Origin of the sequence: Streptomyces inhibens (assembly GCF_003389455.1) — a bacterium.
GTDB classification, from domain to species: domain Bacteria; phylum Actinomycetota; class Actinomycetes; order Streptomycetales; family Streptomycetaceae; genus Streptomyces; species Streptomyces inhibens.
This window is the reverse complement of sequence record NZ_QUAC01000006.1, coordinates 24,771-40,764: the sequence shown is the minus strand read 5'-3', so window position 1 is coordinate 40,764 and position 15,994 is coordinate 24,771. Positions and strand designations below refer to the sequence as shown.

Annotated in this window: 13 protein-coding genes; 6 read left to right on the top strand and 7 right to left on the bottom strand. The window is 71.7% G+C overall.

From position 1 onward, the window contains the following. Nucleotides 1–6 precede the first annotated feature (6 nt). Nucleotides 7–1,119 (top strand): lipoate-protein ligase small subunit, encoded by a 1,113-nt coding sequence (gene lplB / locus DY245_RS00785; protein ID WP_128502410.1) that lies wholly within the window; start codon nucleotides 7–9, stop codon nucleotides 1,117–1,119. Here the strand turns inward: lplB and DY245_RS00780 are convergent. The 3 genes from DY245_RS00780 to hydA form a co-directional block, all read right to left on the bottom strand. Continuing rightward, nucleotides 1,085–2,641: an NCS1 family nucleobase:cation symporter-1 gene (locus DY245_RS00780; protein WP_128502409.1), complete on the bottom strand. Its 1,557-nt coding sequence runs from the start codon at nucleotides 2,639–2,641 to the stop codon at nucleotides 1,085–1,087. The genes lplB and DY245_RS00780 overlap by 35 nt on opposite strands. 88 nt (nucleotides 2,642–2,729) lie before the next feature. Next, nucleotides 2,730–3,734 (bottom strand): TIGR03842 family LLM class F420-dependent oxidoreductase, encoded by a 1,005-nt coding sequence (locus DY245_RS00775; RefSeq protein WP_128502408.1) that lies wholly within the window; start codon nucleotides 3,732–3,734, stop codon nucleotides 2,730–2,732. A gap of 11 nt (nucleotides 3,735–3,745) precedes the next feature. Beyond that, the gene (hydA, locus tag DY245_RS00770) at nucleotides 3,746–5,152 is read right to left on the bottom strand and encodes a dihydropyrimidinase (protein WP_397879906.1); all 1,407 of its coding nucleotides are present in this window, start codon (nucleotides 5,150–5,152) and stop codon (nucleotides 3,746–3,748) included. Between the two features lie 303 nt (nucleotides 5,153–5,455). Between hydA and DY245_RS00765 the strand changes: the two genes are divergently transcribed. Further along, on the top strand, nucleotides 5,456–6,343 hold the full coding sequence (locus tag DY245_RS00765) for an ABC transporter substrate-binding protein (RefSeq protein WP_128502406.1): 888 nt from the start codon (nucleotides 5,456–5,458) through the stop codon (nucleotides 6,341–6,343). A gap of 166 nt (nucleotides 6,344–6,509) precedes the next feature. Here the strand turns inward: DY245_RS00765 and DY245_RS00760 are convergent, their stop codons facing one another. Both DY245_RS00760 and DY245_RS00755 read right to left on the bottom strand, forming a co-directional pair. Then, entirely contained in the window at nucleotides 6,510–7,832 is a 1,323-nt protein-coding gene (locus DY245_RS00760) for an aspartate aminotransferase family protein (RefSeq protein ID WP_128502405.1), read from the bottom strand. Next, entirely contained in the window at nucleotides 7,829–8,671 is an 843-nt protein-coding gene (locus DY245_RS00755; RefSeq protein WP_128502404.1) for a nitrilase-related carbon-nitrogen hydrolase, read from the bottom strand. Before DY245_RS00755 ends, DY245_RS00760 begins: the two co-directional genes overlap by 4 nt. 193 nt (nucleotides 8,672–8,864) lie before the next feature. On the opposite strand from DY245_RS00755, the gene DY245_RS00750 reads away from it, so the two are divergent. The 3 genes from DY245_RS00750 to DY245_RS00740 all read left to right on the top strand — a co-directional run bounded on the left by DY245_RS00750 (nucleotide 8,865) and on the right by DY245_RS00740 (nucleotide 11,447). After that, on the top strand, nucleotides 8,865–9,296 hold the full coding sequence (locus DY245_RS00750) for a MarR family winged helix-turn-helix transcriptional regulator (RefSeq protein ID WP_128502403.1): 432 nt from the start codon (nucleotides 8,865–8,867) through the stop codon (nucleotides 9,294–9,296). Next, nucleotides 9,293–10,783, top strand: a complete 1,491-nt coding sequence (locus DY245_RS00745; protein WP_128502402.1) for an MFS transporter — start codon at nucleotides 9,293–9,295, stop codon at nucleotides 10,781–10,783. Before DY245_RS00750 ends, DY245_RS00745 begins: the two co-directional genes overlap by 4 nt. A 100-nt stretch (nucleotides 10,784–10,883) precedes the next feature. Then, nucleotides 10,884–11,447 carry an isochorismatase family protein gene (locus tag DY245_RS00740; RefSeq protein WP_128502401.1) on the top strand — a complete coding sequence of 188 codons (564 nt, stop codon included), beginning with the start codon at nucleotides 10,884–10,886 and terminating at the stop codon, nucleotides 11,445–11,447. Here DY245_RS00740 and DY245_RS00735 read toward each other — a convergent pair. Both DY245_RS00735 and ggt read right to left on the bottom strand, forming a co-directional pair. Beyond that, a complete protein-coding gene (locus DY245_RS00735) occupies nucleotides 11,422–12,918 on the bottom strand; it encodes an amidase (RefSeq protein WP_128502400.1) in 1,497 nt (498 codons plus the stop codon). The genes DY245_RS00740 and DY245_RS00735 overlap by 26 nt on opposite strands. 175 nt (nucleotides 12,919–13,093) lie before the next feature. Further along, nucleotides 13,094–14,926, bottom strand: coding sequence for a gamma-glutamyltransferase (ggt, locus tag DY245_RS00730; RefSeq protein ID WP_128502399.1), 1,833 nt, complete (start codon nucleotides 14,924–14,926; stop codon nucleotides 13,094–13,096). A 276-nt stretch (nucleotides 14,927–15,202) separates the two neighbouring features. Here ggt and DY245_RS00725 point away from each other — a divergent pair, with 276 nt between their 5' ends. Beyond that, the gene (locus DY245_RS00725; protein WP_128502398.1) at nucleotides 15,203–15,946 is read left to right on the top strand and encodes a hypothetical protein; all 744 of its coding nucleotides are present in this window, start codon (nucleotides 15,203–15,205) and stop codon (nucleotides 15,944–15,946) included. Nucleotides 15,947–15,994 lie beyond the last annotated feature (48 nt).

Here is a 15,994-nt window from a genome sequence, read left to right as displayed (position 1 = left end):
AACACCGTGCACCACGGTGAGTACAAGGTCCCGGGCGGCAAGCTCGTGGTCGTCGATCTGGAGGTGACGGACGGAACGCTGCGCGGGGTCCGGGTCGCCGGGGACTTCTTCCTGGAGCCGGACGAGGCGCTGGATGCGATCAACGGGGCGTTGGAGGGTGCGCCGGCGGACACCGATGCGCGGGGGCTGGCGGCGCGGATCGATGCGGCGCTGCCGGCCGGCGCGGTGCTGTTCGGGTTCAGCAGCGAGGCGGTGGGGGTCGCGGTCCGGCGGGCCGTGGTGGACGCCGCGGAGTGGACCGACTTCGACTGGCAGATCATTCATGAGGGGCCGCAGCCGCCCGCGCTGCACATGGCGTTGGACGAGGTGCTGACGCAGGAGGTCGCGGCGGGTCGGCGGCCACCGACCCTGCGGGTGTGGGAGTGGGACCGGCCGGCGGTGATCATCGGCAGCTTTCAGTCGCTGCGTAACGAGGTCGACGAGCGGGGTGCCGAGCGCCATGGTGTGACGGTGGTACGGCGGATCAGCGGTGGCGGGGCGATGTTCGTCGAGCCGGGCAACACCATCACCTATTCGCTGTGTGTGCCGCAGTCCCTGGTGCAGGGGCTCACCTTCGCCGAGAGCTATGCGTATCTGGACGACTGGGTGCTGGCGGCGCTGGGCGATATGGGGATCAAGGCCTGGTACAAGCCGCTCAATGACATCGCGACGGATGCCGGGAAGGTTGCGGGGGCGGCGCAGAAGCGCGTTGTCTCAATTCCGGAAGGGGCAACGCGCAGCGTTTCGGCTCGGGGCGGTGGTGGGCGACGGGCGGGCGGGGCCGTGCTGCATCACGTGACGATGTCGTACGACATCGATGCGGCAAAGATGGTCGAGGTGCTGCGGATCGGCCGGGAGAAGGTGTCGGACAAGGGCATCGCCAGCGCCGAGAAGCGGGTGGATCCGCTGCGGCGGCAGACCGGGCTGCCCCGCGCCGAGGTCATCGAGCGGATGATCGCGTCGTTCCGGGCGCGCTACGGCGGGGCGGACGGCGTGGTCTCGGACGCGGAGCTGGCGCGGGCGCAGGAGCTGGCGGCGGGCAAGTTCAGTTCGGCGGAGTGGCTCGGCCGGGTGCCGTAGCCATCAGCGCCGCGTAGAGCGTCAGTGCGGTGCCGAGGCCCACCGCCCAGCCGTAGTCGGCGAGTGGCTTGAGGAACGGGATCAGACCGTCGGCGGGGAAGGGGCCCTTTCCGGGCTGCGAATACGAGCCGCCCACCGCCAGCAGTCCGCCGACGACGAAGGAGAGGACGGCTCGCCAGTTCCAGCCGGCCGTGTACCAGTAGCGGCCGCCGGGACGGTAGAGATCGGCGAGGTCGAGGACGGTGCGGCGGATGATCCAGTAGTCGGCGATGAGGATGCCGGCGACCGTGCCGAGCAGTCCGCCGACCACACCGAGCCAGGTGAAGATGTAGAGCTCGGGTGTGGCGGTGAGCTTCCACGGCAGGATGATCACGCCGACCACGCCCGTGATCAGCGCGCCCGTACGGAAGTTGATGAACTTCGGTGCCAGATGGGCCAGGTCGTAGGCGGGCGAGACCACGTTGGCGGCGATATTGACCGAGATCGTCGCGATCAGCACGGTGACCAGGGCGAAGAGCAGACCGAAGACATTGTCGGACTTGCCGGCCAGTGCGACCGGGTCCCAGATCGGCGCCCCGTACACGGCCTGCGAGCCGGAGGTGACGAGCACGGAGAGCAGCGCGAACGCCGTCATCGTGGTCGGCAGCCCCAGGGTCTGCCCCCAGACCTGCGCCCGCTGGCCGGCCCCGAACCGGGTGAAGTCGGGGATGTTCAGGGACAACGTCGCCCAGAAGCCGATCATCCCCATCAGGGACGGGAAGAAGACGGGCCAGAAGTCGGGGCCCCAGCCCAGCGTGCTCGGCTGGTCCAGCAGCGGACCGAACCCGCCCGCCTTGACGGCCATCCAGACGAGCAGCGCCACCGCGCCGACCAGGACGAAGGGCGCGGCCCAGTTCTCGAAGCGGCGCAGGGTCTGCATTCCGCGGTGGATGATGGCCAGTTCGGCGGCCCAGAAGGCGAGGAAGCAGAGCCAGAGGGTCCAGGGGTAGCCGCCGATGGACGCGGCCCCGGCCCAGTCGCCGCCGAAGATCTTGCCGAGCAGGATGTAGATGCCCTGGCCGCCGATCCAGGTCTGGATGCCGAACCAGCAGCAGGCCACGGCGGCGCGCACCAGCGCGGGCAGGTTCGCGCCGCGCAGCCCGAAGGAGGCCCGGGCCAGGACGGGGAAGGGGATGCCGTACTTGGGGCCGGCGTGCCCGGTGAGCAGCATCGGGACGAGGACCACGAGGTTCGCCAGGGCGATGGTGAGGACCGCCTGTTTCCAGTCCATGCCGAGGGCGACCAGGCCCGAAGCCAGCGTCCAGGAGGGGATGTTGTGGGCCATGCCGATCCACAGGGCGGTGAAGTTGTAGGTGGTCCAGCGGCGTTCGGCCAGGGGTACGGGGCGCAGATCGGCGTTGACGTACCGGCCGTGCGGTGCGATCGCGCCCGGTGCCGGTTCGATGCGGCCGTCCGGGGCGGTGCGCTGCCCTGGTGGTGTTATGGGGAGTTCCGGCGGCACGGAGGGGGAGGTCGCGGGCATGCGGGGACCTTTCGTCCGGGGGCGGGCCGCCGGCCGCCGGTTGCCGCACAGCTGCGTGGGCGACAACCGGCCCCGTACCAGGGCCCGTTCAGTCGGCGAACGCGGGAATGATCTCTGCTCCGTAGGCGTCGATGGTGGATTCCTTGGCGTCGTGCATGGCGTAGAGCGCGAACTGGTCCACGCCCAGCGCCTTGAGCTGGTGCAGCCGGTCGAGGTGCGCGGCGGCCGGGCCCAGCAGACAGAAGCGGTCGACGATGGAGTCCGGTACGAAGGCGGTGTCCGGGTTGTCGGCCCGGCCGTGGTGGGAGTAGTCGTAGCCCTTGCGGGCCTTGATGTAGTCGGTGAGCTCGTCCGGCACCATGCCGGAGTGCTCGCCGTAGCGGGTGACGAGATCGGCGACGTGGTTGCCGACCATGCCGCCGAACCAGCGGCACTGCTCGCGGGCGTGGCCGAGGTCGTCGCCCACATAGGCGGGGGCGGCGACGCAGATCGTGACCTCGGCCGGGTCGCGTCCGGCGTCCACCGCCGCCTGCCGTACCGCCTTGATCATCCACTCGGTGAGGAAGGGGTCGGCGAGCTGGAGGATGAAGCCGTCGGCCAGCCGGCCCGCCATGGCGAGGGCCTTGGGCCCGTAGGCGGCCATCCAGACCGGCAGTTCGCCGCCCTTGATCCAGGGGATCCGGACCCGGTGGCCGCCGCCGAGGTCCGCCTCGCGGCCCTCGGCCAGGTCGCGGATGGTGCCGATCGCCTCGCCGAGCCGGGCCAGGGTGTTGGGCGGCCGCCCGGCCACCCGCATCGCGGAGTCGCCGCGGCCGATGCCGCAGACGGTGCGGTTGCCGTACATCTCGTTGAGGGTGGCGAAGGTGGAGGCGGTGACTTCGGGGGTGCGGGTGGAGGGGTTGGTGACCATCGGGCCGACGATCAGCCGGTCGGTGTGTTCCAGGATGCGGCTGTAGATGACGAACGGTTCCTGCCACAGGACGGCCGAGTCGAAGGTCCAGCCGTAGCGGAAGCCGTTGCGTTCGGCGCGGCGCATCAGGGACACGACGGCGGAAGCGGGCGGGTCGGCCTGCAGGACAACTCCGAAGTCCACAGCGGCGCTCCTTAAATGAGGTACTGACATGTGCCACGCGGGATGTACTGGCCATGGCCCGCACGTCCGGTGAACTTCCGCCGGTCGATGACGAGTTCGCCGCGCGAGAGCACCGTTTCGACCTGCCCGGTGAGCCGTTTGCCCTCGTACGCCGAGTAGTCGACGTTCATGTGGTGGGTCTCGGCGGAGACCGTCTGCTCGGCCGTGGGGTCGTAGACGACGAGGTCGGCGTCGGCACCGGGGGCGATGGTGCCCTTCTTCGGGTAGAGGCCGAACATCCGGGCCGGGGAGGCGCAGGCGATCTCGATCCAGCGCCGGCGGCTGATCCGGCCCTCCACAACGCCCTGGTGGAGGAGGTCCATCCGGTTCTCGATGCCGGGCATCCCGTTGGGGATCTTGGAGAAGTCGCCGCGGCCGAGCTCCTTCTGCCCCTGGAAGCAGAAGGGGCAGTGGTCGGTGGAGACGACCTGGAGGTCGTTGGTGCGCAGTCCGCGCCAGAGCGCCGCCTGGTGCTCGCGGGGCCGCAGCGGTGTGGAGCAGACGTACTTGGCGCCCTCGAAGTCCGGCTCGGCGAGGTTGTCGGTGGACAGGAACAGATACTGCGGACAGGTCTCGCCGAAGACATTGAGCCCCTTGTCGCGGGCCTGGGCGATCTCGGCGACGGCTTCCTCGGCGGAGACATGGACGACGTAGAGCGGTGCGCCGGCGACCCGGGCCAGCTGGATGGTGCGATGGGTGGCCTCGGCCTCCAGGAGGACATGGCGGACCTCGCCGTGGTAGCGCGGATCGGTCCGGCCCTCGGCCAGCGCCTGTTCGACGAGGACGTCGATGGCGATGCCGTTCTCGGCGTGCATCATCACCAGCCCGCCGTTGTCGGCGGAGCGTTGCATCGCGCGCAGGATCTGTCCGTCGTCGCTGTAGAAGACCCCGGGGTAGGCGGTGAACAGCTTGAAGGAGGTGACACCCTCCGCGACCAGGAGGTCCATCTCCTTGAGGGTGTGCTCGTTGACATCCGAGAGGATCATGTGGAACGCGTAGTCGATGGCGCACTGGGCGTCGGACTTGGCGTGCCAGGTGTCCAGGCCCGCCCGCAGCGACTTGCCGCGGGACTGGACCGCGAAGTCGACGAGGGTGGTGGTGCCGCCCCAGGCCGCGGCGCGGGTGCCGGTCTCGAAGTTGTCGGAGGAGAACGTCCCGCCGAAGGGGAAGTCCAGGTGGGTGTGGGCGTCGACACCGCCCGGGATGACGTATTTGCCGGTGGCGTCGATGGTGTGGTCGGCGGACCCGCCCCAGCTGTCCGCCGAGGGGCTGCCGTGCGCGGCGAGGGCGGCGACCCGGCCGTCCTCGACCAGGACATCGGCGTGCATCTCATCGGCGGCGGTGATGACCAGTCCGCCCCGGACGACCGTACGGCTCACGATCTCAACTCCCTGCCTGACGCCACGTCACCACTGGTCTACACCCGTAGATTCCGGTCGAGAAGGAGACACCGTAGAAGCATGTCACCCACCGTGGCAATACCGTGACCGTTAATCAGCGGGGGCATTCGTGTTGCGACGACGATCATCCGGCCGGTTCAACGCGCGGGCCGGCCGGCACCGGCGGGGCCCGCCCCGGAGGGGTGCGGGGGTGGCGCGATGGGCAGATATCCGCCGACGCCGGCGGGCAATCCTCGCAAGCGGCAGAACGTCATGACGGACGACGCAGAAAGGCGACAGGTCATGGAACACAGCACACCGTGGGAGTTCTCCGACGACCGGGGACGCCTGGCGGTGGCCGGGGACCGGCCGGTACGGATCGTCGCGTACATACAGGCGGGGGCGACGCTGTGGGATCACGGCATACGTCCCGTGGGGCTCTTCGGGTCCCAGCACGACGGCGCCGCCCCCGACCCCGCCAAGAGCGGCGAGCTGCCGCTCACGGAGATCCCGTACCTCGGTTCGGGTGGCTCGCTGCACCCGGACACCGTGCTGGAGGCGGAACCGGACCTCGTGGTGGCCGTGACCTATGACGGCGAGCAGGTCTACGGGCTGGAGCAGAAGACCGCCCTGGAGCTGGAGGCGCATGTCCCGGTCGCCACCGTCGCGGTGGGCCCCGGCCGGAGCCTGGCCGAGGTGCGCGAACGGTTCGCGGCGCTCGCCGGATCGCTGGGCCGGGGCGAACCCCTGAGCTCGGCACGGGAGTTGGACGCGGCGGAGGACGCCCTGCGGCAGGCGACCGGCGGGGCGGTGCGGCCGCGGGTGGTGGCGCTGTCACCCGGCGGACCGGAGCGGGTGCATCTGGCCCGGCCCGGCGCCTGGCCGGATCTGCGGGCACTGGCCGAGCACGGCGTCGGACTGGTGGAGCCGGCGGCCGGATCCGGTGCGAACTGGTCGACGGTCGGCTGGGCGGAGGCCGCGGCGATGGCTCCGGACATCGTGCTCATGGACGTACGGGCCAATGCCGCCCGGCCCGAGGAGCTCCGGGCCGACGAGCACTGGCGGGCACTGGAGGCCCGCGCCCGGCTGCTGCCGTGGAACCCGGAGGCCCCGTGCAGCCGGCGCGCCCACACCCGGTTCTTCACGCTGGTCGCCGACACGGTGCGCGCGTCGGCGGCGGAGAGCCCCTGACGAAGACCCGAAGCACATCCGACGTTCGCTCCCGCTCCCACCCCCCACGTTCGGGAGTCCACCCTGAAGCGCCCCTCAACGCTCCTCGTACGAGGGGGAGTTGCCCTCACTGCCGGGGAACGGACGGGGCACCGCGGAGCCGCCCCGCCCGTGGTGAGTCCGCCGGCTACGTCCCGCCCAGGAGCCGCTGCGCCGAGTGCAGCGCATCGGCCAGCAGATCGGCGCCCTGTTCCGCCTCGGCGACGGTCAGCGTCATCGGGGGCGCGATGCGGAGCGAGGCGCCGCCCAGGCCGCCCTTGCCCAGCAGCAGGCCGCGCTCCCGGGCCGCCTCCACGACCAGCGACGCGGCCTCCGGCGAGGGCTCGTCGGTGCCGGGGCGGACCAGTTCGATGCCGATCATCAGGCCGCGGCCGCGCACTTCCCGTACGACTTCGAGGCCGGCCGTGACCGCCCGCAGCCGCTCGATGAGCAGCCCGCCGACCCGCCGGGAGTTGCCCTGGAGGTCGTGTTCGAGGAGATAGTTGAGGTTGGCCAGGCCGGCGGCCATGGTGACCGGGCTGCCGCCGAAGGTGGAGATGGAGTTCGCGGAGAGCGAGTTCATCACCTCGGCGCGGGCCACCACCCCGCCGATGGACATCCCGTTGCCGATGCCCTTGGCGAAGGTGAGCAGGTCCGGCGGGCCGTTGTCGGCGTGTGCCTGCCAGCCCCAGAAGTGGTCGCCGGTGCGGCCCCAGCCGGTCTGCACCTCGTCGCTGATCCACAGGATGCCGTGCCGGGCGAGCACCTCGCGGAACGCGGCGTACAGGCCGTCCGGCGGCATGGTGAACCCGCCGACGCCCTGGATCGGTTCGGCGATCAGCGCGGCGACGCCGCCCGCGGTCTGCTGGAGCATGTCCTCCAGGTCGGCGACACAGGCCGCGATGTAGGCGCGGTCGCTCAGCTCGGCGTACGGGCCGCGGCTGCGCACCCCGCCGTGCACATAGAGCGTCTGCAACGGCGAGAGGCTGGTCGGCGACCAGCTCTGGTTGCCGGTGATGCCGACCGTGGAGAAGGACCGGCCGTGGTAGCTGTTGCGCATCGCCAGGATCTGGTTGGAGCGTCGGTGCGTGGTGGCCAGCAGCAGGGCCGCGTCATTGGCCTCCGTACCGGAGGTGGTGAAGAAGACCCGGGCGTCGGGGATGCCGGAGAGCGCCACGATCCGCTCCGCCAGGTCGACCATGGGGCGGGAGAGATAGAGCGTCGAGGTGTGGATGATGCGGCCGGCCTGTTCGCCGACGGCCTTGGTCACCTCGGGCAGCGCATGCGCCGTCATGGTGGTGAGGATGCCGCCGAAGAAGTCGAGATAGCGGTTTCCCTCGGCGTCCCAGACATGGCGGCCCTCACCGTGGGTGAGTTCGATGGGCCGGTCGTAATAGAGGCTGAGCCAGGAGGGCAGGACGGCCTGATGGCGGGCGTGCAGGTCCGCCGCGTCATGGGGGGTCTGGGTCACGGCCGCACCAGCCCCTCGTATGCGTCGGGGCGGCGGTCCCGGTAGAACGCCCACTGCTGGCGCACCTCGTCGATCAGCCCGAAGTCGAGGTCGCGGATGACCAGTTCCTCCTTTGAGTCGCTGGCGAGCTCCCCGACGAACTGGCCGCGGGGGTCGACGAAGTAGCTGGTGCCGTAGAAGTCGTTGTCGCCGTACTCCTCGACGCCGACCCTGTTGATCGCCGCGATGAAGTACTCGTTGGCGACGGCGGCGGCGGGCTGCTCCAGCTGCCACAGATGGGCGGACAGACCGCGGGAGGTGGCGGAGGGGTTGTAGACCAGCTGGGCGCCGTTGAGGCCCAACTGCCGCCAGCCCTCCGGGAAGTGGCGGTCGTAGCAGATATAGACGCCGATCTTGCCGACGGCGGTGTCGAAGACCGGCCAGCCGGCGTTCCCCGGCTTGAAGTAGTACTTCTCCCAGAAGCCCTTGACCTGTGGAATGTGGTGCTTGCGGTAGGTGCCGAGGACCGTGCCGTCGGCGTCGATGACGGCCGCGGTGTTGTAGTAGAAGCCGGGCTGCTCGATCTCGAAGACCGGCACCACGATCACCATGCCGGTCTCCCGGGCGAGGTCCTGCATCCGCCGTACGGTCGGCCCGTCCGGCACCGGCTCGGCCCAGCGGTAGTGCTCCGGCTCCTGGACCTGGCAGAAGTACGGAGCGTTGAAGACCTCCTGGAAGCCGATCACCTTCGCGCCCTGCGCGGCCGCCGCTCTGGCGTACTCCTCGTGCTTCGCGATCATCGATTCGGTGTCGCCGGTCCAGGTCGCCTGAACCAGTGCGGCACGCACAACATCGGCCATGAGCTGCTCCTTTGTCGATGCGTCTGCCTGCAGCCCACGCGGGATCAACGGCGCGATCTACGCGTGTGGAGGTGACCGTAAGCCTCGCTACGCACCGTGGCAAGACCATCTCTCCCGTGGCGCGCCCAGGGACCCGCGACGGAAACGACAGGCAAACTTGCAAGTTTGCCTGTCTATCTCTTACGCTTGGCGTATGCCGGAAAAGGACCAGGAACGCCTGGCGACGGATCTCGGCGCGACCGTCTCGCAGCTCATGCGACATCTGCGCGCCGCCTCGTCAGAGGGCGAGCTCACCCCGACCCAGCGCTCGGCGATCTCCCGGATCGACACCGGCGGGCCGGCCACCATCGCCGCGCTGGCCCGCGCCGAGCTGGTCCGTCCGCAGTCCATGCGGCTGACCGTCGGCGCGCTGGAGGAGCGCGGCATCCTCGCCCGCAGCCCGCATCCGACGGACGGCCGCCAGGTCGTCTTCTCCCTCACCGAGGAGGGCCGCCGGATTCTCGCCGCCGCACGCCGGGCCAAGCAGAACTGGCTCGCGGTGGCCATCGCCGACCGGCTGACCCCGGAGGAACAGCAGACCCTGGCGACGGCGGCCGGGCTGATGCGGAAGCTGATGCAGGAATGAGCGACTCCTCCGCCGCGGAACCGGCCATAACCCGGGCGGGCGTCGCCGGACCCACCGCCTCCGCTCCCGGTCCGGCCGCCACCGTTCCCGGTCCGGCCGCCACCGGCGCCGGCCGTGCCTTCGGCTGGCGGCTGATGACGCCGCTGCTGCTCGGATCGCTGCTGAACCCGATCAACTCGACGATGATCGCCACCGCCCTGGTGGCCATCGGCCAGGACTTCCACGTCGGCGCCGCCGACACCGCCTGGCTCATCTCCGCGATGTATCTCTCCAGCGCGGTGGGCCAGCCGTCGATGGGACGGCTCGCCGACCGGGCCGGACCGCGCCGGGTCTTCGTCGCCGGTGCGCTGACCGTCTGCGCCGCCGGCCTCATCGGGGCGCTCGCCCCCACCTTCACCCTGCTGATCGTCTCCCGGGTCGTCCTCGGCATCGGCACCGCGGCCGCGTACCCCGCCGCGATGGCGATGCTGCGCGCCGAGTCGCGGCGGGTGGGGCGGCCCACGCCCCGGTATGTGCTCGGGCGGCTCTCGCTCGCCGCGCTGGGCAGCGCCGCCATCGGCCCCACGCTCGGCGGGCTGCTCGCCGCGACCGCGGGCTGGCGCGCGGTGTTCGCCGTCAACATTCCGCTGGCGCTGCTCGCGCTGATCGGGGCGTTCGCCTGGCTCCCGGCCGACCGGAAGCCTGCGCACACCGCGCGCGCCGAGCCGGGCTCCGGCTCCGGCTCCCTCGATCCGCTCGGCATCGCACTGTTCGCCGCGACGCTGACCTGCGCGATGTTCTTCCTGCTGCGCCTCGCGGACCCGCGGTGGCCGCTGCTCGCGCCGGCCGGCGGGCTCGCCGCCGTCCTGGTGTGGTGGCAGCTGCGCCACCCGGAGCCCTTCATCGACCTGCGGATGCTCGCCCGTAACCGCGCGCTGGTGCTCACCTATCTCCGGCACGGACTGACGTATCTCGTCATCTACTGCGTGCTCTACGGCTTCAGCCAGTGGCTGGAGGAGGCGCACGGCTACTCGTCCTTCCACGCCGGCCTGATCATGCTGCCGATGTCCGGCGCGGCCGCCTTCTGCTCGATCGCCGGCGCCCGGACCAAGGGCATCCGGGCCCCGCTGACCGTCGCCGCGGCCTGTCTCGCCGTCGGCAGCGCGGTCTTCCTGCTGCTCCAGAGCACCGGCCCGCTGATCGTCCTGCTGTGTGCCGGGGCGCTCTTCGGCATCCCGCAGGGCCTGGCGTCCACCGGCAATCAGGCCGCCGTCTACGCCCAGGCCCCGGCCGACGGCGTGGGTGCGGCCGCCGGGCTCCAGCGCACCGCCCAGTACCTCGGCGCGATCACCGCGTCCGGCCTCATCGGGCTGCTGTACGGGCAGCGCGCCTCGGACTCCGGGCTGCACGAGATCGCCCTGATCGGCGTCGTGCTCGGCCTGCTGCTGCTCGTTCTGACCCTCGCCGACCGCACGTTGCGGGCGGGCGCCCCCCGGACCGACGGCTGAAACCGGCCACCGATCCATCGGATCAACCACCCCGACCGTACGAGCGTCTCTCCCGCCGCCGTCCCCCTGTCACCTCTTGTCACCTCACAAGGAGGCCACCGTGCCCGTCACCACTCTCGACGCCCACACCGCCCTCGTCCTGATCGATCTGCAGAAGGGGATCGCCGGTCTGCCGACCAGTCCGCTGCCCGCCGCCGAGGTCGTCGAGCGCGGTGCTCACCTGGCCGCCGCGTTCCGCGAGCGTGGGCTGCCCGTCGTCCTGGTGAACGTCACGGGCGGCGCGCCGGGCCGTACGGAGTCCGCGATGCGCGGCGCCACCCCGCCCGCCGACTGGGCGGAGCTGGTGCCCGAGCTCGACCGGCAGCCCGGCGACGTCACCGTCACCAAGCAGCAGTGGGGCGCCTTCCACGGGACGAACCTGGATCTGGAGCTGCGCCGCCGCGGCGTGACCCAGGTCGTCCTCGGCGGCATCGCCACCAGCATCGGCGTGGAGTCCAGCGCCCGCGCCGCACACGAGCACGGCTATCACGTCACCATCGCCACCGACGCGGTGACCGACCTCGACCCGGAGGCGCACCGCAACAGCCTGGAGAAGATCTTCCCGCGGCTGGGCGAGACCGGCACCACCGAGGCGATCCTCAAGCTCCTCGACCGACGCGGGTGATGTCGGGCGGCGCCGGATGACCGGCCGGCCGCCGCTCGTGCCAGCGCAGATCGTCCTGGAGCTGGGCGGCCAGCGAGATCAGCCGGGGCTCTCCGTGGGCCGGGCCGAGCAGCTGGGCGCCCAGCGGCAGGCCGTCCGCGCTGAAGCCGGCGGGGACGCTCACGCCCGGCCAGCCCAGGACGTTCCACGGCCAGGCGTACGGGCAGGCGGCGATCATGGCCTGATCCGTACGCCAGCCGCTGAGCTTGGCGAGGGTGCCGATGCGCGGCGGCGGGGTGGCGGTGGTCGGCGTCAGCAGGACGTCGTAGGGGCCGAACAGCGCGCCGATACGCCGCTGTTGACGCCTTTCGACGGCGCGCGCCCGGCGCAGTACGGGCCCGCCGAGCAGCCGCCCCAGCCTCGCGGCCTCCCGCGTACGACGGTCCAGCAGGGAGCGGTCGGGGACCCGCTCCGCCCACTCCCCCACCCCGGCCGTGGCGCGCGGGACGAAGGCCAGCCCGACCAGCCCGTAGTCCGGCTCCGCCTCTTCGACGAAGTGGCCGAGGCGGACCAGTGTGCGGGCCACCCCGGTCACCGCGGCCCGGACGTCGGGGTGCAGCGGCTTGCGGGTGAAGGTGAGGGCCGGCTTCCAGGACAGCGCGATCCGCAGCCGCCCCGGGTCGCGGCCGGCCGCCTCACGGGCCGCGATGGCCGGCGGCCGGTGCAGATCGCCGTCGTGGTTGCCGCTGGCCACGTCCAGCAGCAGCGCCGCGTCCTCGACCGTACGGGCCAGCGGGCCGATCCCGGTGATCCCCTGGAAGGCCTCGGGGTCCGGCCAGGTGGAGATCCGGCCGCGCTGGGGTTTGATGCCGACGAGATGGGACCAGGCGGCGGGGATCCGGACCGAGCCGGCGCCGTCGGTGCCGAGCGCCGCGGGCACCAGCCCTGCCGCGACCGCGGCGGCCGAGCCGCCGGAGGATCCGCCCGGGGTGTGCGCGAGGTTCCACGGGTTGCAGGTGTTGCCGAAGGCCGGTCCTTCGGTGAACGGCCACTGCCCCAGTTCGCAGGCGTTGGTCTTGCCGACGATGATCGCGCCGGCCGCGCGCAGCCGCCGGACGACCTCGGCGTCGCGCTCCTTGGGCGGGAACTCGCCGGCGCAGCCGAACGCGGTCGGCTCGCCCGCCACATCGGTGTCGTCCTTCACCGCGACCGGCACCCCGAGCAGCGGCAGCCGCTCCCCGGCGGCCAGTCTGCGGTCGGCCTTCGCGGCCTCCGCCATCGCCGCCTCGGCCCGGACCCGCCTAAAGGCGTTGACGGTGCCCTGGGTGGCCTCGATCCGCTCCAGCGACCGTCGTACCAGCGCGGTCGAGGTGACCCGCCCTTCGGCCAGTGCCTGTGCCTGTTCGGCGAGGCCCTCCAACTCCCCGACCGCCGCACCGATGTGCCGTGCCGGGGCCCCGGTCTCACTGTCCTGGCTCTCGTCAACGCTCACGCTGCGTGCCCTCCCTGGGACCGCCCATTCGAACGAACGGTCCCAGGAGGCTAATCGTCCCGGCCATGACCATCAACGACGCCGCGCGGCGCGGCACATCGACGACACACGGACGGCACACAGCGCCCCGCGGTGTAGCGGTGACGTTACGTCCGGCACCCGTAGGGGGTGCCCGTCACGACCGGTGGACCACCATGGCCGAGCCGCCGCCGCGCCGTACCTTCTCGGCCGCGGCCAGCCAGCGGCCGTCCGGCAGCCGTTGGACGCCGGTCGCCGCCCCGATCTCCGGATTCTGCTTGAACGCATGTCCGATCGCTTCGAGTTGCCCCCGGACCGGGCTGTTCCACAGTCCGGGTTCGAGCTCGGTGGCCGCCGCGTTGCGCTGGCTGGCGCGTGGCGCGGCGATGGCGTCGACCAGCGGCATCCCGCGGTCGAGATGGTTCAGCAGGGTCTGCAGCACGGTGGTGATGATGGTCGCGCCGCCCGGCGAGCCGAGCGCCACCACCGGCCGGCCGTCGCGCAGCACGATCGTCGGCGAGATGGACGAGCGCGGCCGCTTGCCGGGGCCCGGCAGGTTCGGGTCGTGCACTGCCGGGCTGGCCGGGGCGAAGGAGAAGTCCGTCAGCTCGTTGTTGAGCAGGAAGCCGCGGCCCGGTACGACGATGCCGCTGCCGCCGGTCTGCTCGATGGTCAGGGTGTAGGCGACGACATTGCCCCACTTGTCGGCGACGGTCAGATGGGTGGTGTTCTCCCCCTCGTACGTCGTCGGGGCGGCCTTGTCCGCGGCGGCGCAGCGCTCGGGGTGGCGCGGGTCGCCGGGCGCGAGCGGGCTGGTCAGCGCCTTGTTGTCGTGGATGAGGCAGGCCCGCGCGTCGGCGAACCGCTGCGAGGTGAGGCCCTTGGTCGGGACGTCCTCCTGCGCCGGGTCGCCGACCCAGCGGCCGCGGTCGGCGAAGGCGATCCGGCTGGCCTCGATGTAGCGGTGCAGATACTGCTTCTCGCTCAGCCGGGAGACATCGCTCTTCTCCAGGATGTTGAGCGCCTCGGCGACGCTGGTGCCGCCCGACGAGGACGGGCCGATGCCGTAGACATCGAGGCCGCGGTAGGTGGTGTGGGTCGGCGCCTGGCTGAGGGCGTGGTAGCTCCGCAGGTCGTCCGCGGTCAGATCGCCGGGCCGCACCTTGCGGGTCGATCCGGGGCGCACTTGCGGCTCGCGGACCGTGCGGACGATGTCCCGGCCCAGCTCGCCCTTGTAGAGCGCGCCGACGCCCTTCTTCGCCAACTCGCCGTACGTACGGGCCAGATCGGGGTTCTTCATCGTCGAGCCGACCACCGGCAGCTTGCCGCCCGGCAGGTAGAGGTCGGCGGTCGCCGGGAAGTCCCGGAAGCGCGCCTCGTTGTCCGCGGTCTGCCGGCGGAAGGTCTCATCGACGGTGAAGCCGTGCGCGGCCAGCTTCCGGGCGGGGCGCAGGACCTGGCCCAGGGACCGGGTGCCCCAGTTGTTCAGGGCGGTGTCCCAGGTGGCGGGGGTGCCCGGGGTGCCGACGCCCAGCCCGCTGGTGACGGCTTCGTCGAACGGGATCGGCTTGCCGTTCTCCAGGAAGAGGTCCTTGCCGGCGGAGCGCGGGGCGGTCTCCCGGCCGTCGAGGGTGCGTATGACCTTGGTCTTGGCGTCGTAGTAGACGAAGTAGCCGCCGCCACCGATGCCGGCGGAGTAGGGCTCGGTGACGCCGAGGGCGGCGGCGGTGGCGACCGCCGCGTCGACGGCGTTGCCGCCCTTCTTGAGCACGGAGATACCGGCGGCCGAGGCATCCGGGTCGACGCTGGAGACCGCCCCGCCGGAGCCGACGGCGACCGGGGTCTTCTCCGGGGTGGCGGTGGCGGCGCTGTCCTGGGCCGAGGGGGCCGGCCGCGGTGGTGCGGACAGGGCGGCGGCCGGGACCGCCACCAGGGAGCCGGTCAGCGCGGCGGCCGCTCCCAGGACGGTGAGACGTCGGGCTTTGGTCATACCGGTGTTTCCTCCAAGGGCGTGCGCGAGGGGCGGCAGAGGCCGGAGCCTACTCGGGTGAACAGCGCGCCGACAGAGGGCATTTCGGGTACCGGCCCCCATGACGGCACCGAGCAGGGGCCGTGTCCCTACGGATCAGACAGGTCCCTTTCCATACGGACCAGGAGGGTCCGTTTCCGTAGAGATCAGATATGCCCGTATGGACCGGGACAAGCCGTCCCAGCCACCCGCCCCGCCCTCGAACACACACCCGGAGTGCCGCTACGCTCCCCGGCCATGGATGACACCCTGCTGCTCCTGACCGTGGCGGCCGCGGCCCTCGTCGTGGGCCTGGCGGCCGGCTGGGCCGTGCAATCGGCGGCGGCCCGCCGGAAGCTCACCCGCGAACAGAGCTTCTTCGGGCTGCCGGACGGTTCGGAGTGCGTTCTGGTCACCCACCGGGACAGCTCCTCGGCGCACTGGAGCATCCCGCGCCATGACGCGCTGGCGCTGCTGGGTCTGGCCGCGGTGATCGAGAACTGTGGTGCGCACCCCGAGGTCGCCCCGCATGACACCGGCCTCCAGGGCTTCGGGGCGCGCACCGAATTCTGCGTCGGCGATCCGACCGCGCACCGCCGGCTGGCGGCCCATCTGGCCAATCTGCTGCCGGGCGTCGCGGTGCACCCGGGCGACGACGCCGGCGTGGGGCGCGGCACCTTCACCATCGGCGGCTCGACGTACCGGATGGAGCCCGGCGCGGCGGAGTACGTCCTGCTGGCCCGGCTGACGGCCGGTGAGGGCGACCGCCCGGTGTTCCTGGCGGCCGGTCAGCGTCCGGTCACCCACCGGGCCGCGGTCCGCCATCTCGTCCGCAACCGGGGCCGGCTGGCCCGTAAGCACGGCGCGGACGGCCAGTTCTGTCTGCTGCTGAAGGTGGTCAACTCACAGGCGTACGGGCCCGATGTCGTCGAACTGGTCGCCGATGTCACCAAGGCCGCCTTGACCGTCGCCGAGCCGAAGGGCCATCGGGCGGCGGCCTGAGACCGGCGTACCGACGGGCAGCCGGCCGGCTGATCTGCCAGGCTCGAC

Coding starts and splice junctions, on each gene's coding strand:
- DY245_RS00780 (WP_128502409.1), bottom strand. CDS start 2,641: ATGCCCGCGACCTCCCCCTCCGTGCCGCCGGAACTCCCCATAACACCA.
- DY245_RS00765 (WP_128502406.1), top strand. CDS start 5,456: ATGGAACACAGCACACCGTGGGAGTTCTCCGACGACCGGGGACGCCTG.
- DY245_RS00755 (WP_128502404.1), bottom strand. CDS start 8,671: ATGGCCGATGTTGTGCGTGCCGCACTGGTTCAGGCGACCTGGACCGGC.
- DY245_RS00750 (WP_128502403.1), top strand. CDS start 8,865: ATGCCGGAAAAGGACCAGGAACGCCTGGCGACGGATCTCGGCGCGACC.
- DY245_RS00745 (WP_128502402.1), top strand. CDS start 9,293: ATGAGCGACTCCTCCGCCGCGGAACCGGCCATAACCCGGGCGGGCGTC.
- ggt (WP_128502399.1), bottom strand. CDS start 14,926: ATGACCAAAGCCCGACGTCTCACCGTCCTGGGAGCGGCCGCCGCGCTG.
- DY245_RS00725 (WP_128502398.1), top strand. CDS start 15,203: ATGGATGACACCCTGCTGCTCCTGACCGTGGCGGCCGCGGCCCTCGTC.